The following is a 17788-nucleotide window of genomic DNA, read 5'->3' as shown; positions in this document are numbered from 1 at the left end:
TATTCACAAAGAACCGTTTGCATTGAGTAAAGCGTGCATTAAATCGCTTGATCCGAAAAGCGAGCTGCGTATAATGCCCGACAATTTGCCGGGAGGAAGCATGGTCAAGCGTGTACGACATAACGTCTTACCGCGTCTGAAATCAGACGCTGGCCTGCCGTTTTTCTTCCCGTTGCTAAACCTATTCCCAGAGCCCCTCATTTGAGGGGCTTTTTTTTGCCCGGCGTCAGGAGATAAACATGAATCCGCTTTATCAAAAACACATCATTTCCATAAACGACCTCAGCCGCGAAGAGCTGGAACTGGTTCTGGAAACCGCGGCAAAACTGAAGGCCAATCCGCAACCGGAGCTGCTGAAGCACAAGGTGATTGCGAGCTGCTTCTTTGAAGCCTCGACCCGCACCCGCCTCTCCTTTGAGACCTCCATGCACCGCCTGGGCGCGAGCGTGGTGGGCTTCTCTGACAGCAGCAACACGTCGCTGGGTAAAAAAGGCGAGACCCTGGCGGATACCATTTCAGTGATCAGCACCTACGTCGACGCGATTGTGATGCGTCACCCGCAGGAGGGCGCGGCGCGCCTGGCAACCGAGTTTTCCGGCGGCATTCCGGTGCTGAACGCCGGTGACGGTGCCAACCAGCACCCAACGCAGACGCTGCTGGATCTGTTCACCATTCAGGAGACCCAGGGCAAGCTCGAGAACCTGAACATCGCCATGGTTGGCGACCTGAAGTATGGCCGCACCGTCCACTCCCTGACCCAGGCGCTGGCGAAATTTAACGGCAACCGCTTCTACTTCATCGCCCCGGAGGCGCTGGCGATGCCGCAGTACATTCTCGACATGCTGGACGAGAAAGGCATTGCGTGGAGCCTGCATGCCAGCATCGAAGAGGTGATGAGCCACGTGGATATTCTGTACATGACCCGCGTGCAGAAAGAGCGTCTGGACCCGTCCGAATACGCCAACGTGAAGGCGCAGTTCGTGCTGCGCGCCAGCGACCTGGAAGGCGCGCGCGACAACATGAAGGTGCTGCATCCGCTGCCGCGCATCGATGAGATCACCACAGACGTGGATAAAACGCCGCACGCCTGGTACTTCCAGCAGGCCGGGAACGGCATCTTCGCTCGCCAGGCGTTACTGGCACTGGTTCTGAATCGCGAATTAGCTCTGTAAGGGGAGACGACCATGACACACGATAACAAACTCCAGGTTGAAGCCATCAAGCGTGGCACCGTGATTGACCATATCCCTGCGCAGGTGGGCTTTAAGCTGCTGACGCTGTTCAAACTGACCGAAACTGACCAGCGCATCACCATCGGCCTGAACCTGCCGTCGGGCGAGATGGGCCGCAAAGACCTGATCAAAATCGAGAACACCTTCCTGACCGACGAGCAGGTTAACCAGCTGTCGCTGTACGCGCCGGACGCCACCGTCAACCGCATCGACGAGTACGAAGTGGTCGGCAAATCCCGCCCGAGCCTGCCAGAACGTATCGAAAGCGTGCTGGTCTGCCCGAACAGCAACTGCATCAGTCATGCTGAGCCGGTTTCCTCCAGTTTCGCAGTGAAAAAGCGCGCGAATGACATCGCGCTCAAATGCAAATACTGCGAAAAAGAGTTTTCTCATTATGTGGTGCTGGCCAACTAATTGAGGTTGGTAATGAAATCCCGGCTGTTATAATGGCCGGGAACATTCTTAACGCTGTAATTCTGGAGAAAACATGAGCAAAGTACTCGCGACGGAAAATGCACCAGCCGCTATCGGCCCTTACGTTCAGGGCGTTGATCTGGGCAGCATGATCATCACTTCAGGTCAGATCCCCGTAAACCCAAAAACCGGCGCGGTGCCGGAAGATGTCGCGGCGCAGGCGCGTCAGTCGCTGGAAAACGTGCAGGCTATCGTGGAATCTGCCGGTCTGAAAGTGGGTGATATCGTGAAAACCACCGTGTTCGTGAAGGATCTGAACGATTTCGCGACCGTTAACGTCACCTACGAAGCGTTCTTCACCGAGCATAACGCCACCTTCCCGGCGCGCTCCTGCGTGGAAGTGGCGCGTCTGCCAAAAGACGTGAAAATTGAAATCGAAGCGATTGCCGTTCGTCGCTAATTCGCTTTGGCGATGAAAAAAGGCAGCCCAGGCTGCCTTTTTTGTTGCTTGCTACTGATTCCGCGTGGCGCGCAGCAGCGTCTCCAGCGGGTACACCGCCGCAATCACCACTTCGTCCTGCACCTTCGCCGCGTTATCCAGCTCGCTCTGAATCGAGGCGATCTCTTTGTCATCCAGCGTGCCCTGACGCGCCACCAGGTCGGTGAGCCGCAGGCCAATCGACGCCAGCTTATCCACCTCCTGGATCACCGGCTTCATCGCCTTCAGCTGATAGCTGTTTTCGCTTAAGGCCAGCGCGTCGCTGGTGTTGCTCTGCCAGCGGTTAAAGACGTGGCGCAGGGCGTCGGCGCTTTCCGTGTCTTCCGCATCGCTCACCAGACGGTCCGCCCACTTGTGCATATGGCGCACGGTGGTGCTTTCGGCGTTCAGCGCATCCGCAAAGCGGTTGAGGGGCTCGAACTGATGGTAGTTTCCGGCCTGGAACTTCAGGTGCTGGCGGGTGTAATACTGAGCCGGTTCAATCGCCTGCGCGAGGACCTGCAGCGGCAGGGTGTCGGCATTACCGGCGAGGCGCGTGAACTGCACCTGCTGCTGGGTATGCTGCTGCAGCCCGACCGACACCGTCGACCAGCTGTCCATCGCCTGCAGGCGGGTGTACATGTTGTCGACGTCGTTGACGTCCTGCGCGGACCAGAGCCGCTCCGCCACCGCAAACGTACGCGGCCACAGACGAATATCCAGCACCGGCGCCACCACGTTTTCCGCCCACAGCGCCGCTTCGCCGCCGAGCAGGTTGGACTGGTTCGCCACGTCCGGCACGACGGGCGGAACGCCTTTCGGCACGTCGTCCAGACGCGTGCCGCTAATCGGGTAGCGCGTATTCCCGACGAGGAAATAACCGGAGAGTTTGTCGTTATCAACGGTGACAACCGGGCGCGTTTCGCCCATCCAGGTATCGACGGTGAAGGTCACCTGATTGTCATCCCGCCATTCAATATCCTGCACCGCGCGGCGGGATTTCCCGGCAAAATCAATAAACCCGCGCCAGCCGGCATCCCCTTTCACCAGCGTGAAGCTCCCCTCCACCGGCTTGCCCTTCAGGCGCGGCATGGAGAAGGCCCAGCTCTGGGCGCTGTCGGTGTCCGCTATCACGTCCACGCCGTTTAACCCCTGCGGGACGATCTCGTTGCGGTAGTGATAGGCGGTGGACTGGGGCTGGTCGAGATAAAAGCCGGTCGACAGAATGCCCTTGTAGCCGTTCTGCGCCACCTGCCCCAGCGCGTCCTGGCCCTGCCAGGACTGGATCAGAATGCTTTTCGGCAGATCGGGATGGTAGATCTCATCCCAGCCGACCATCTGGCGGTGATGCTTCTCGAGGATCGTTTCCAGCCTGCGGTTGAAGTACGCCTGCAGCGCGTGGCTGTCCGCCAGCCTGTTGTCGCGCATAAACTGCTGGATAGCCGGGTTCGCTTTCCACTGGCTGTCGTCCACTTCGTCGCCGCCGATGTGCAGATACGGATCGGGGAAGATCGCCGCCAGTTCGCTGACCATCGCGTCGGCAAAGGCGTAAGTTGCGTCTTTTGTGGGATCCAGCACCGGCTTCAGCACGCCCCAGTGGCGTTCCATGGCGTACGGCCCCGGGGCGCTCATCAGCTCCGGGTAGGCCACGGCAATCGCCGAGGCGTGGCCCGGCATGTCGATCTCCGGCACCACGCGAATGCCGCGCTCGGCGGCGTAACGCACCACCTCGCGCATCTGCTCAGGCGTGTAGAACAGCCCGTCGCTGGCAAGCTGGGTTAATTTTGGATAACGCTTCGAGCTGAAGCGCCAGCCCTGGTCGTCGGTCAAATGCCAGTGCAGCACGTTGAGCTTCGCCGCGGCCATGCCGTCGATCTGGCGTTTGATATCCGGCAGCGGGAGAAAGTGGCGTGCCGAATCGAGCAGCAGCCCGCGCCACGGGAAGCGCGGTGAATCTTCAATGGTCACCCACGGGATCGAGGTGTTTTCCGCCCCGTTCTGCACCAGTTGGAGCAGGGTTTCCATGGCGCGCAAGGCACCGAAGCGGGTGTTGGCGGAGATGTTCACGCCGTTGGCGTCCACCGTGAGCTTATAGCTTTCATCGCTGTCCGGCAGCGGCTGCGGCTTCACCTTTTTAGCGATGGCGATGCGGATAGTTGGTTTGTCTGGCTTTTCAGCCTGAGGCTGCAGCGTCCAGCCGGTTTGCAGGGCGATGCGCTGGCGCAGTCGGTTGACGGCGTCACCGAGATCGTCCCCGCTGACGCTTACAGAAACGTTGTTGCTAAGCACCAGTGCGCCCTGGGTCGTCGGGCGTTCGACCTTCGCAGGCCAGGGCATTAAGGGGAGATCCCCTGCCGGGGCGGCAAAGGCAGAGGCGCCGAGCATCAGCCCGGCGGTTAAGAGACTGTACCGTAACATGAATGTTCCTTATCTGACGGGCCAAATAAAGGCAAAACATTCTGTTAACATGCGCTCATTTTGTCGTCAAGCGAATGCGCCGACGGAGATCACAGGTTGTTGAATTTGGGAGGAAAGCTATTGCCCGGTGGCGCTGCGCTTACCGGGCCTACGTTTCGGGAGTAGGCCGGGTAAGGCGAAGCCGCCACCCGGCAAACATAACTTACTGCCACCCATACCGACGCGCATAGAACCCTTTCACCATCTGGGTCAGCACCATATAACCGGCGAGGATCGCCACCAGCCACGGGAAGTAGCTCAGCGGCAGCGCCTGCAGCTGCAGGTAGCTCGCCAGCGGTGAGAACGGCAGCGCGATGCCGAGCGCCATCACAATCCCCGTCATCACAATCAGCGGCCACGCGGCGCGGCTCTGGATGAACGGAATGCGGCGGGTGCGGATCATGTGCACAATCAGCGTCTGCGACAGCAGCCCCACCACGAACCAGCCGGACTGGAACAGCGTCTGGTGTTCCGGGGTGTTGGCGTGGAACACAAACCACATCAGGCAGAAGGTCAGGATGTCGAAGATGGAGCTGATCGGGCCAAAGAACAGCATAAAGCGCCCAAGATCTGCCGGGTTCCAGTGCTGCGGCTTCTGGATCTGCTCGTCGTCGACGTTATCAAACGGGATCGCCACCTGAGACACGTCGTACATCAGGTTCTGGATCAGCAGGTGCAGCGGCAGCATCGGCAGGAACGGCAGAAACGCGCTCGCCACCAGCACGCTGAAGACGTTACCGAAGTTGGAGCTGGCGGTCATCTTGATGTACTTGAGCATATTGGCAAAGGTACGGCGCCCTTCGATGACGCCCTCCTCCAGCACCATCAGGCTTTTTTCCAGCAGAATGATATCCGCCGCTTCACGGGCAATATCCACCGCCCCGTCTACGGAGATACCGATATCCGCCGCACGCAGGGCGGGCGCATCGTTGATGCCGTCGCCCATAAAGCCCACCACGTGTCCTTCGCTCTTAAGCAGGGTGACGATGCGCTCTTTGTGCATCGGCGTCAGGCGGGCAAACAGCGTGGTGCGCTGGGCAAGCTTCGCCAGTTCGTCATCAGAGAGACGTTCAATATCGCTCCCGACCACCACGTCGCCCGCGTCCAGCCCCACCTCGTGGCACACTTTCGCCGCCACCAGCTCGCTGTCGCCGGTGAGGATTTTCACGGTAATACCGCTCGCCTTCAGCGCTTTGAGCGCCGGTGCGGTGGTCTCTTTCGGCGGATCGAGGAAGGCGATGTAGCCCTCGAGGATCAGATCGGATTCGTCGATACGCTGATAGTCCCCCTCACGCGCGGGCAGGAACTTGCTCGCCACCGCCACCACGCGCAGCCCCTGACGGTTGAGGTTGTCGGTGACGCGCTTGATGCGGCGCAGCATGGTGTCGTCCAGCGGCACGATGTCGCCGTTATAGCGTACCTGCGTCGACACGTTGAGGATCTCCTGCAGCGCCCCTTTGCAGATCAGCTGATGCACGTTCGGCTGCTCGCTCACCACCACCGACATACGGCGGCGCTCGAAGTCGAACGGGATCTCATCCACCTTCTGCCAGCGGCCGGAGAGCGTGCGGGCGGCCTCCTCGTCCACGCCTTCCAGCACGGCGACGTCGAGCAGGTTTTTCAGCCCGGTCTGGTAATGGCTATTCAGCCACGCGCTGTGCAGCACGCGCTCGCTGGTTTTGCCGGAGATATCGGTGTGGTTCTCCAGCACGATTTTGTCCTGCGTCAGGGTGCCGGTTTTATCGGTGCAGAGAATGTCCATCGCGCCAAAGTTTTGAATGGCGTCGAGGTGTTTGACGATCACCTTCTGTTTAGAGAGCTTCACCGCCCCGCGCGCCAGCGTAGAGGTCACAATCATCGGCAGCATTTCCGGCGTTAAGCCGACCGCCACGGAGAGCGCAAACAGCGCCGCTTCCCACCAGTCGCCTTTGGTGTAGCCGTTGATCAGCAGCACGATTGGCGTCATCACCATCATAAAGCGGATCAGCAGCATGCTGACGCGGCCAATCCCTTTCTGGAAGGCATTCGGCTCGCTCTCCTGCTCGCTGACGCGCCCGGCAAGCTGACCAAACCAGGTGTTGCCCCCGGTGGCGGTGACAATCGCCTGCGCGGTGCCGCTGACCACCGTGGTGCCCATAAAGCACAGGGTGTCGCACTCGAGCGGGTTCATCTGCTGCGGGTCGCGGCTGCGCGCCACCTTTTCAACGGGCAGGGATTCGCCGGTCAGGGAAGCCTGCGCCACAAACAGATCGCGCGCCTGAATGATGCGTAAATCCGCCGGGATCATGTCCCCCGCGGCCAGCTTCACCAGATCGCCCGGCACCAGCTGGTCGATAGGCAATTCCACCCAGGCGTTTTCGCCGAGATCGTTGATCACGCGCGAGACGGTCGCGGTGTTGCTGACCATCGCCTTCAGGGCGTCCGCCGCTTTGGTGGAGCGGGCCTCCTGAATAAAGTTCAGCAGCGTGGAGATGCCCACCATCAGGGCAATCACCCCTGCGGCAAACAGATCTTCCGTCGCGTAGGAGATGAGGCCAAGCACGGTCAGCAGCAGGTTGAACGGGTTGCGGTAGCAGAGCCACAGATGCACCCACCACGGAGACGGCTTTTGCGCCGGAATGAGGTTATCGCCATGCACGGCGCGGATTTTTTCCACTTCTGCCGCGTTCAGCCCTTCCGGGTGTCCGCCAAAGGCGCGCCAGACTTCGTTTTCATCCATCGCCGCCACGTTCAGGCAGCGTTCGGTCAGGGACGCGGGGATCGCCGCCCCCGCCATGTTTTTGGCGTTTGGCAGCGGGTCGCGCTGAACAAGACGGTGTGGCAGGTGGCGGCTCAGCAGGGCCTGCAGCTGCCGGGTGATATTTTTAAACATCGTCATTCCTCCGCATCCGCAAAGGCGGACGCAGCATTTCCTTCAGGCGTGGCAAAGCCGTACCTGAGAGGCACTCAATTTTTCAAGCAGGAACGTTTGGAACGCTGCTGCCTCACATCACCGGTGAGTCAGCAGCAGGCTGGCTTACCGGAAAGAACGCATTCTCCCGTTCAGGAGAGGTGTGGGATCGGGATCCATGAAGCCTCCGGTAAGTAAAAAGTAGGGTGTCGCCGCGCAGTATAAGGATTTAAGCGTACCCTTTTTGATGATTCGGGCGGTATTATACCCCCCTGCAAATAAACCGAACGTAAACCAGATTTAGCCCATAGCGAAATCGCGCTATAGCATTAGGCTCAATTCATTACATTGTCGTTGTTACAGGGAATACAGCATGCAGAACCGCCTTACGATTAAAGACATCGCGCGTTTAAGCGGCGTGGGGAAATCGACCGTCTCACGCGTGCTGAACAACGAAAGCGGCGTCAGCGAACGCACCCGCGAGCGCGTTGAGGCGGTCATGAATCAGCACGGTTTTTCCCCTTCCCGATCCGCGCGCGCCATGCGCGGGCAGAGTGACAAAGTGGTCGCCATCATTGTCTCGCGTCTGGACTCTCTGTCTGAAAACCTCGCCGTGCAGACCATGCTGCCTGCCTTCTACGAACAGGGATATGACCCAATCATGATGGAGAGCCAGTTCTCGCCCCAGCTGGTAGAAGAGCATCTGGGGATGCTCCAGCGGCGCAACATTGACGGCGTGGTGCTGTTCGGTTTTACCGGCATCAAAGACGAGATGCTAAAACCCTGGCAACCGTCGCTGGTGCTGCTGGCGCGCGATGCCCACGGTTTTGCCTCCGTCTGCTATGACGACGAGGGCGCGATTATCACCCTGATGCAGCGCCTGTTTGACGAAGGCCATCGCCACATCAGCTTCCTCGGCGTACCGCACGCGGACGTTACCACCGGCAAGCGACGCCATGAGGCCTATCTGGCGTTTTGCAAAAAGCACAACCTCTCCGCCGTGGCCTCCCTGCCGGGGCTGGGCATGAAGCAGGGCTACGAGCAGGTCGCCAGCGTCCTGACGCCGCAGACCACCGCGCTGGTGTGCGCCACGGATACGCTGGCGCTGGGCGCGAGTAAATATCTGCAGGAGCAGCGTATCGACAGTCTGCAGGTGGCGAGCGTCGGCAGCACGCCGCTGATGAAGTTTTTGCACCCGGAGATCATCACCGTCGATCCGGGCTACGCTGAGTCCGGCAGACAGGCCGCCGCGCAGCTGATCGAGCAGATCAACGGGCGCGCAGAGCCGCGTCAGATCGTTATTCCTGCCCACCTTTCATAACCCCCACCAATCGGTTTATTGTGATCTTCGCCCGATTTCGGGAACGTTCCCATTTTCGCCGTCACGCTGAAGGAGTAGGCTTGCGCTCAGGTCATTACACCCCCTCACCATCTGTCATGAGGTTTCATGATGAGTAAAGTCAAACAAGCAGATATCGATCAGCTGATCGTCCTGGTCGGCGGCCGCGAAAACATCGCAACCGTCAGCCATTGCATTACCCGCCTGCGCTTCGTGCTGAACGATCCGGCCAAAGCGAACCCGAAGGCGATTGAAGAGCTTTCCATGGTAAAAGGCTGCTTCACCAACGCCGGTCAGTTCCAGGTGGTGATTGGTACCGAAGTGGGCGATTACTATAAGGCTCTGCTGGCGACCACCGGACACAGCGCGGCGGATAAAGAGCAGGCCAAGAAGGCTGCGCGCCAGAATATGAAGTGGCACGAGCAGCTGATTTCCCATTTTGCGGAGATCTTCTTCCCGCTGCTGCCAGCGCTGATCAGCGGAGGCTTGATCTTAGGCTTCCGTAACGTCATCGGCGACGTGCCGATGAGCGACGGCAAAACCCTGGCGCAGATGTATCCGGCGCTGAAAACCGTGTACGACTTCCTGTGGCTGATTGGCGAAGCGATCTTCTTCTATCTGCCGGTCGGGATTTGCTGGTCCGCGGTGCGCAAGATGGGCGGTACGCCGATCCTCGGTATTGTACTCGGCGTCACGCTGGTCTCTCCGCAGTTAATGAACGCTTACTTACTTGGTCAACAGGTGCCGGAGGTGTGGAACTTTGGCCTGTTTACCATCGCCAAAGTGGGCTATCAGGCGCAGGTCATTCCGGCCCTGCTGGCGGGCCTGGCGCTGGGCTTTATTGAAACCCGACTGAAACGCATCGTGCCGGATTACCTTTATCTGGTGGTGGTGCCGGTGTGCTCGCTGATTCTGGCGGTCTTCCTGGCGCATGCCTTTATCGGTCCGTTTGGCCGCATGATTGGCGACGGCGTGGCCTTCGCGGTGCGTCACCTGATGACCGGCAGCTTCGCCCCGATTGGCGCCGCGCTGTTTGGCTTCCTGTACGCCCCGCTGGTGATCACCGGCGTGCACCAGACCACGCTGGCGATTGATATGCAGATGATCCAGAGCCTCGGCGGCACGCCGGTCTGGCCGATTATCGCCCTGTCGAACATTGCCCAGGCGTCCGCGGTGACCGGCATCATTATCGTCAGCCGCAAGCACAACGAACGCGAGATCTCCGTTCCGGCGGCCATCTCCGCCTACCTCGGCGTCACCGAACCGGCAATGTACGGTATCAACCTGAAATACCGCTTCCCGATGCTCTGCGCGATGATCGGTTCCGGTCTGGCAGGCCTGGTGTGTGGACTGAACGGCGTGATGGCGAACGGGATTGGCGTCGGCGGCCTGCCGGGCATCCTCTCCATCCAGCCCGCTTACTGGCAGGTGTTTGCCCTGGCAATGGCCATCGCCATCATCGTCCCAATGGCGCTGACCACCGTGGTTTACCAGCGTAAGTTCCGTCAGGGCTCGCTGCAGATTGTTTAACTTCATCTTTCGGGGCGCAGTTGCGCCCCTTCGCATTTGCAGGAACGCATTATGAATACCCTTCCTCACTGGTGGCAGAACGGCGTCATCTACCAGATTTACCCAAAGAGTTTCCAGGACACCACCGGCAGCGGCACCGGCGATTTACGCGGCGTGACGCAGCGTCTGGACTATCTGAAAACCCTCGGCATTGACGCCATCTGGCTGACGCCGTTTTATATCTCTCCGCAGGTGGACAACGGCTACGACGTGGCGAACTACACCGCCATCGATCCGGCCTACGGCACGCTGGATGATTTCGACGAGCTGGTCGCTGAGGCGCACGCGCGCGGCATTCGCATCGTGCTGGACATGGTGTTTAACCACACCTCCACGCAGCACGCCTGGTTCCGCGAGTCGCTGAACAAAGCGAGCCCGTACCGCCAGTTCTACATCTGGCGAGACGGCACGCCGGAGCAGCTTCCCAACAACTGGCGCTCCAAGTTTGGCGGCAACGCCTGGCGCTGGCACGCCGAGAGCGAGCAGTATTACCTGCACCTGTTCGCCCCGGAGCAGGCGGATCTCAACTGGGAGAATCCGGCCGTGCGCGCCGAGCTGAAAAAGGTGTGCGAGTTCTGGGCCGATCGCGGCGTCGACGGCCTGCGTCTGGACGTCATTAACCTGATTTCAAAAGATCAGGATTTCCCTGACGACAACATCGGCGACGGTCGCCGCTTCTATACCGACGGGCCGCGCATTCATGAATATCTCCAGGAGATGAGCCGCGACGTCTTTACCCCGCGCAACCTGATGACGGTAGGCGAGATGTCCTCGACCTCGCTGGAGAACTGCCAGCAGTATGCGTCTCTCGATGGCCGCGAGCTGTCGATGACCTTTAACTTCCATCATCTGAAGGTGGATTACCCCGGCGGCGAAAAGTGGACGAAGGCGAAGCCGGACTTCGTGGCGCTGAAAACCCTCTTCCGCCACTGGCAGCAGGGGATGCACAACAAAGCCTGGAATGCGCTGTTCTGGTGTAACCACGACCAGCCGCGCATCGTGTCGCGCTTCGGTGACGAAGGAGAATACCGGATTCACGCCGCGAAAATGCTCGGCATGGTGCTGCACGGGATGCAGGGCACGCCGTATATCTATCAGGGTGAAGAGCTTGGCATGACCAACCCGCACTTCAGCCGCATCACCGATTACCGCGACGTGGAAAGTCTGAACATGTTCGCCGAATTGCGCGCCAGCGGCCGCGAGCCGGATGAATTACTGGCGATTCTGGCGAGCAAGTCCCGCGACAACGGGCGAACCCCAATGCAGTGGGACGCGTCGCACAATGCGGGCTTTACCGAGGGCGAGCCGTGGATTGGGGTCTGCGATAACTACGAAACCGTGAACGCCCGCGCGGCGCTGGACGATGCGGATTCGGTGTTCTACACCTATCAGTCGCTGATTCGCCTGCGCAAAACCCTCCCGGTGCTGACGTGGGGAGATTATGAGGATCTCCTGCCGGAACACCCTTCCCTGTGGTGCTATCGCCGCCAGTGGCAGGGGCAGACGCTGATGGTGGTGGCGAACCTGAGCCGGGAACGCCAGCAGTGGCAGCCGGACCCGGTACAGGGCGCGTGGCGGGTCGCTCTCGGCAACTATGATGACGTTCCCTCCCGCCCCAATGCGCGGCTATTGCGCCCGTTTGAAGCCATCTGGTGGGTGCAGGAATAAATACCAGGAGATACAGCATGCTGTATCTCCTTTTTTATGTTTAGCGATACGCTAAATGTACGACGATAACTTTTACATCACGCTGTGCCAAAAATAAAAATAGCCCTGCCAATTAAATAACCTCGGCAGGATATGATGAAAAAGACAATTATTAAAGCAACGTGTATTAGCGCATTATTATTAAGCACGCAGGGATGGTGCGGAAATACATCCGTCGACCTTCGATTTGGTCATAATACGCGCTCAGACGTAAATGATTCACGTATTAAGGTCATGCATCAGGCAAATAACGGTTTTTACTTCTCCGTTGAAGCCGCACAAAACCACAACGATACCTTTTTTGGTGATACCGACCGATATAATCCCGATGACAAAGGGTTAACGGAAGCAGCACAGGAGATTGAAACGCGCTGGCGCTTCGATCTGGGTAATGGCTTCGCCGTTGCGCCTGGCATGGTGACGGTTTTCACCGCCAGCAATACCCATTACCGCCCCTTCATTCAGGGCTGGAAAGCGTTCGATAACGGTCTGAACCTCTCCGCCCGTTACCGTTATAACACCGTCAATGACGCACACAGCGACAAAGAAGTAGACGGCAGCGGCTACACCCGCCGCCAGTCACACCAGTTCGACATTTGGTTCGCGTATAACATTGGCAAATTCGGTATGTCCTACAACCCGCGCTTCCGCTGGCAGGATGATGTCGATCAGGGAACCGGGGATGACACCTACTGGGAGCATACCGTTGCGTTCAACTACAAGCTCGACGATGGCTGGACGCCTTACGTCGAGCTGGTTTCACTGGATAAAACCTACATCACTGCCGATGGCAGTCATGAAAATGATTATGCCGTACGTCTGGGGATAGTGAAGCAACTCTGACGGTCTGACTACACCGTATCGTGCTGCAGCAGCCTGCAGCCGATACGGTCCACGGCGCTTAATAGTTCAAGCTGCCCTTCCCGCTGATACAGCGATACCGCGTTAATGTCGATCGGTAACGGCCAGCATAGCGATGAGATCGCCGCCAGTGTCGATCCCTCGCGAGTAATCGCAATAATCTTTAACCCTTTGCGCAACGCGTTACGCGCCATTTCAATCAGCGACTGCGTCTCCCCGGATTTACTGATCAGCACCAGCGTCCCCTTCGATACCCGTGTCAGCTGGTGCATATCATTCAAAATAAGGTGCGGCAGGCTCGCCAGCGATAAAAAGCGCGACAGGTAATTGAGGCTGGTGAGCGAGGCTCCCCGTGCGTACAGATAGATATGGCTGGAATGGGTAAGCAACCTGGACACCTCCGCCACAATATCGTCCGCCTGCGGCCCTACGTCAGGCTCTACGGGTGCGGGTGTAAAATGATCGCGCAAAAAACGATACCGAAGCTCGGTATAACTTTTATAGCCCATTTTTTTACACACACGATTAACGGAAGTTGTCGTCGTAAAGGTATCACGGGCAATCTCTTTTGCCGATATATTAGAAATATTACATGCGTGATGCTGAATGTATTCAAATATCAAACGTTCACTTCCCTGGAATGAATTCATAAATTACGCCCTATTTAATCCCGGCATGATACTAACACAACGGGAAAATAGTCTCTGGAAGACGCTTCACACATTGCATTTACGCGTATCACGATACGTAATTAGTATTAGCAAACATTAAAAACCGGTTTAGGTTCTCTTTATACTTTCCCTGTTTTCACATCCAGGGAATTATGACAATGACGAAACAAAAAGTTGTCGCGGTGACGGCCTGCCCGACAGGCATTGCGCACACCTTTATGGCGGCGAATAAAATTACTACATGGGCTAAAGCGCACAATATCGAGGTAAAGGTCGAAACGCAGGGCAGCGACGGCGTTAAAAACCGCTTAACGAAACAGGATATCGCCTCCGCCACAGCCATTATACTGGCAACCGACGTTCCCATTCAGGATGCCGAGCGCTTTGAAAACGTTCCCCACCTTCAGACCCGCACGCAAGAGCTGATTAAGCATACCGATCGCTATCTGCGTCAGGCGCTGGCCATGGAAAAAAACGTCACCTCCACTACCGTCGAAGACGAAGACGATCTTCCGCGTTCGGCTTACCAGACTTTTATCGGCCATATCATGGCGGCCATCAGCTATATGCTGCCAGTGGTGGTCATGGGCGGGCTGATGATGGCAACGGCCAAAATCACCGGCCAGTTTATTAACATCGACCACTCGCCGTTCAGCGTGCTGGATAAAGTGGGCTTTATGACCATTAAGTTCATGTATCCTGTTTTCGCCATGTATCTGGCATTTTCCGTTGCGGGTAAACCGGCGCTGATCCCCGGGCTTATCGGCGGCATCATGTCAGACGAGGTCTACAAGCGCTTCTTCGATATCGAAGGCTTTATGCCGTCCGGCTTCTTTGGCGCGATTGGCATCGGCTTCTTTGTAGGCTATCTGGTGCGCTGGCTGAATGATTCCATTCACGTCCGCCAGCAGCTCACCACCATTAAGACCATGCTGATCGTCCCGCTGATCACCGGCATTACGCTGGTGATGGTCATGGAATACCTGATCAACCCGATTTTTGGCTCGCTTAACCAGCTGATGGTGGTCTTTTTTACCTCGGCAGGTGACACCGGGCGCGGATTCTATTCCGCGATGATCGCCGCGGGCACCGCGTTCGACCTGGGCGGTCCGGTCAACAAGGCGGCAGGCTCGGTCGCGCTCGGCCTGAATGGCATGAGCGAAACGTTTGATCTCACCGCCCGCGAACTCTCCATCGTGATCCCCTCTATTGGCGTCGGCTTTGCGGCGTTTCTCAACGGCCGCTTTGGACTACCGGATGTCTTCAGCCGGGAAGAGAAAACCGTCGGGAGTACCTCGTTGCTGCTGGGCGTGATTGGGATCTCCGAAGGCGCGATCCCGTTCATCCTGAAAAACCCACGTCTGATCCCGGTGTTCATGACCGGTGCCGTTGCCGGCGCGCTAATCGCCATTGCACTTGGCGTGAAGCAGACGCTGCCTCTGCCTGCCATCTGGGGCTGGCCGCTGGCAACCAATGTGGTGGGCTACCTGGCGAGCGTCTTTATTGGCGCACTGATTTGCGCCCTGGGCGTGCTCTATGTCAGCCCAAAGAACGCCAGGTAAGGGGAACGTCATGAATCAGATCCACGTCATTGCCCATACGCACTGGGATCAGGAGTGGTATTTCACCCGTCAGGACAGCATGGTGCTGGCATCCTATAACTTTGCGGATGTCATCGACACGCTGGAGCTGGACCCCGCTTACAGCTGCTATCACCTTGACGGACAGATGGCGGTAGTGGAGGACTTTCTCGCCATCAATCCCGATTATCGCGCCAGGCTGGAAACCCTCGTCAAAGAGAAAAGAATCTTTGTGGGGCCATGGTATACCCAGACGGACACCTACAACGTGCATGGCGAATCCATTATTCGCAATCTCAAGTACGGCATTTTCGCCGCCCGCGCGCTGGGGCATGCTATGCAGGTCGGGTACCTTCCGGACACCTTTGGCCACAATGCTCAGATGCCCACCATTTTGCAGGGCTGCAATATCGACAATATCGTCTTCTGGCGCGGTATCGATCACGACAGACAAGCGAAAAGCAGCCAGTTCCTCTGGCGCGCGCCGTCTGGGGCGACCGTTATCGCCTGCGCGATGGCATTCGGTTATGGCGCAGCTAAAAACATGCGTTCAGACGCGAGCCATCTGCAGGGTAAAATCTTCCCGATGGTCAATCTCCTGCGTTCACGGGCCGGTATAAACGACCTGCTCCTGCCCTGCGGCGGCGATCAGGTCTGCATCGACCCGGCGCTGCCGAAAATTCTGCAGGTCGCCAGCGCACACTCTCCCGATGGGGATCGATACGTTATCAGTTCGCTGGAGCGCTACATCGACATTCTGCGCGCGCAGCGTGAACAGTTTGAAGGCTGGGAAGGGGAGCTGAAATCGCCGCGCTACACCCGCATCCATAAAACGATCGGCTCCGTGCGCTACGACATAAAAAAGAAAAATGATGAGGTGGAGCAGTTCATCCTGCGGCAGCTGGAGCCGACAATCGCTATGGCTCGCCATCAGGGGATTACGGTCAACCTCTCTGTGGTCGATACGCTCTGGAAGAAGCTGTTGCGAAGCCATGCCCACGACTCTATCGGCGGCTGTAATAGCGATACCACCAACCGCGACATACTGCATCGGCTGGAGCAAACCGAACAGCTGTGCCACAGCCTGTGGAACCTGGTGGTAAAAACCCTGGCCGCCGCCTGCGCTCAGGAAAATGGCCTGCTGATTTTCAACCCGCTGGGCACCCCAACGCAGCGCGTAGTGATAACCACCCTGTATAGCCATGCTGATAATATCGCCCTGACGTATCAGGGGCAGCCCATCCCTTTCGACGTCCTGAAAAGAGACATTCTGCCCGGCGGAACGGCGATCTCCCTTAGCGCTGAAGGAGAATGTGAAACGCCCCTTCCTCCCTATTATCGCTGGCACGTTGCTGTGAAGACACCGGTTCTGCCGCCGGTCGGCTATCTCAGCGTTAACGTTAAGGATGACCCGGCGCCTTTCCAGCAGCAGGAACAGACAAAGGGCAGCGAGATAGAGAATGCGCATTATCGATTAACGCTGGATGCCGGAAAGCTCACCCTGCACGACAAACGCAGCGGCAGATGCATTCCCTCTTTCTTTACTCTCGAAGACTGCGCGGATGCGGGCGACAGCTACGATTTCTCACCGCTTGCGGGCGACACGCCGACGCGGTGCGACCAGTTCACGCTCGTCGACTGCCTGAAAACGCCGCTTGTCGAAAAGCTGATCGTGGAAGCCACCCTGCTTCTTCCGCCGGATCTCGCAGACCGTCAAGAAAATGCCCGAACGCCGTTATCCCTTCGTCTGGCGTGTGAATTACGCGATCACGATCCGAACCTGTATGTGGACAGCTCGCTGGAAAACAGCCACTGCGATCACCGGCTACGTTTGCTGATTAACAGCGATATTCACACCCGCCACGCAATCGCCTCGCAGCCCTTCGCGATAATCGAGCGCGAAACGGGGTGTCACGCTGAAGAGTGGCAGGAACACTATCGCGAAATGCCCGTGGATATCGAAACCAGCGAGGGAATCATCGCTGTCGCACAAGCGGGCAAAGCGCTGGTGGTGAATAGCCGCGGCATGAAGGAGTTTCAGATAATCGGCGACGCACCGGCTACGGTTGCCCTGACGCTGTTTAAATCAACGGGCGTGCTGGGACGCAGCGATCTCGACTGGCGACCGGGCCGGGCATCCGGCATCAATAATACGGTGGTCGAGACCCCCGATGCCCAGTTGCTGAAACCGTTGCGCTTCTCCTTCACCGTCGCGCTGGCCGATAGCGCCGATCATCTCACGCTTCGCCAGCTGGAAAATCAGACAGCGGGACAGCCCTTCACCTATCAACGGCAAACGCTGCACACGCTCGATCACCGTCTTGAGCGCTTTTCGTTGCGTCTGCCCGACCGCAGGCTTCCGGCAGAATTCTCATTATTGAACCTGCCGGAGCCGCTCATCCTCTCTGCCTTGCCCCATGCGCAGCAGTCGCAGGGTACGGTCGTTCGCGTGTTTAACGCCGGCACGGAGCCCGTTCCCGTCCCGGCAAGCCTGGAGGGGTTTCGTCAGATCAACTATCTGGAAGAGCCGGTGCAGCCGGTAACGGCTATTCCCCCTTTCGCGACCTGCGATTTTTTAATGGAGGCTTAA

At 58.1% G+C, this 17788-nt stretch carries 13 protein-coding genes and 1 pseudogene; 10 read left to right on the top strand and 4 right to left on the bottom strand.

Annotation, left to right across the window (positions count from 1 at the left end; translation table 11 throughout):
• Positions 1-3 precede the first annotated feature (3 nt).
• Positions 4-121: pseudogene (locus ACHH0Z_RS19545) on the bottom strand (hypothetical protein).
• On the opposite strand from ACHH0Z_RS19545, the gene ACHH0Z_RS19540 reads away from it, so the two are divergent.
• From ACHH0Z_RS19540 to ridA, 4 genes are all read left to right on the top strand, one after another.
• Positions 101-205, top strand: coding sequence for a pyrBI operon leader peptide (locus ACHH0Z_RS19540; protein WP_022646880.1), 105 nt, complete (start codon positions 101-103; stop codon positions 203-205). The pseudogene ACHH0Z_RS19545 and the gene ACHH0Z_RS19540 sit on opposite strands and share 21 nt — an antisense overlap.
• 34 nt (positions 206-239) lie before the next feature.
• Entirely contained in the window at positions 240-1172 is a 933-nt protein-coding gene (gene pyrB / locus ACHH0Z_RS19535; RefSeq protein WP_008501389.1) for an aspartate carbamoyltransferase, read from the top strand.
• Positions 1173-1184: 12 nt separating this feature from the next.
• Positions 1185-1646, top strand: coding sequence for an aspartate carbamoyltransferase regulatory subunit (pyrI, locus tag ACHH0Z_RS19530; RefSeq protein WP_008501390.1), 462 nt, complete (start codon positions 1185-1187; stop codon positions 1644-1646).
• A 73-nt stretch (positions 1647-1719) separates the two neighbouring features.
• The gene (gene ridA / locus ACHH0Z_RS19525) at positions 1720-2106 is read left to right on the top strand and encodes a 2-iminobutanoate/2-iminopropanoate deaminase (protein WP_045408186.1); all 387 of its coding nucleotides are present in this window, start codon (positions 1720-1722) and stop codon (positions 2104-2106) included.
• Positions 2107-2157: 51 nt separating this feature from the next.
• Here ridA and ACHH0Z_RS19520 read toward each other — a convergent pair whose 3' ends face one another.
• A complete protein-coding gene (locus ACHH0Z_RS19520; RefSeq protein ID WP_045408183.1) occupies positions 2158-4542 on the bottom strand; it encodes a beta-N-acetylhexosaminidase in 2385 nt (794 codons plus the stop codon).
• A 202-nt stretch (positions 4543-4744) separates the two neighbouring features.
• Positions 4745-7453 (bottom strand): magnesium-translocating P-type ATPase, encoded by a 2709-nt coding sequence (mgtA, locus tag ACHH0Z_RS19515; protein ID WP_045408180.1) that lies wholly within the window; start codon positions 7451-7453, stop codon positions 4745-4747.
• A gap of 391 nt (positions 7454-7844) precedes the next feature.
• Here mgtA and treR point away from each other — a divergent pair, with 391 nt between their 5' ends.
• The 4 genes from treR (at position 7845) to ACHH0Z_RS19495 (ending at position 12929) form a co-directional block, all read left to right on the top strand.
• Complete coding sequence (gene treR, locus ACHH0Z_RS19510; RefSeq protein WP_008501394.1) at positions 7845-8792, top strand: trehalose operon repressor TreR; 948 nt, start codon at positions 7845-7847, stop codon at positions 8790-8792.
• 129 nt (positions 8793-8921) lie between these two features.
• On the top strand, positions 8922-10340 hold the full coding sequence (treB, locus tag ACHH0Z_RS19505) for a PTS trehalose transporter subunit IIBC (protein ID WP_045408223.1): 1419 nt from the start codon (positions 8922-8924) through the stop codon (positions 10338-10340).
• 51 nt (positions 10341-10391) lie between these two features.
• The gene (treC, locus tag ACHH0Z_RS19500) at positions 10392-12047 is read left to right on the top strand and encodes an alpha,alpha-phosphotrehalase (RefSeq protein WP_045408177.1); all 1656 of its coding nucleotides are present in this window, start codon (positions 10392-10394) and stop codon (positions 12045-12047) included.
• Between the two features lie 135 nt (positions 12048-12182).
• Positions 12183-12929 (top strand): oligogalacturonate-specific porin KdgM family protein, encoded by a 747-nt coding sequence (locus ACHH0Z_RS19495; RefSeq protein ID WP_023293417.1) that lies wholly within the window; start codon positions 12183-12185, stop codon positions 12927-12929.
• 8 nt (positions 12930-12937) lie between these two features.
• Here ACHH0Z_RS19495 and ACHH0Z_RS19490 read toward each other — a convergent pair whose 3' ends face one another.
• Positions 12938-13597: a MurR/RpiR family transcriptional regulator gene (locus ACHH0Z_RS19490; protein ID WP_032675840.1), complete on the bottom strand. Its 660-nt coding sequence runs from the start codon at positions 13595-13597 to the stop codon at positions 12938-12940.
• A gap of 179 nt (positions 13598-13776) precedes the next feature.
• Between ACHH0Z_RS19490 and ACHH0Z_RS19485 the strand changes: the two genes are divergently transcribed.
• The gene (locus ACHH0Z_RS19485; protein WP_072050659.1) at positions 13777-15180 is read left to right on the top strand and encodes a PTS fructose transporter subunit IIC; all 1404 of its coding nucleotides are present in this window, start codon (positions 13777-13779) and stop codon (positions 15178-15180) included.
• A 10-nt stretch (positions 15181-15190) separates the two neighbouring features.
• Complete coding sequence (locus tag ACHH0Z_RS19480; protein WP_045408174.1) at positions 15191-17788, top strand: glycoside hydrolase family 38 C-terminal domain-containing protein; 2598 nt, start codon at positions 15191-15193, stop codon at positions 17786-17788.

The sequence above is a fragment of the Enterobacter cloacae complex sp. 2024EL-00227 genome, assembly GCF_043945315.1.
In the GTDB taxonomy this organism is placed as follows: Bacteria; Pseudomonadota; Gammaproteobacteria; order Enterobacterales; family Enterobacteriaceae; genus Enterobacter; species Enterobacter roggenkampii.
Note: the sequence above shows the minus strand (reverse complement) of the source record. Positions and strands in the feature narration are given on the sequence as shown.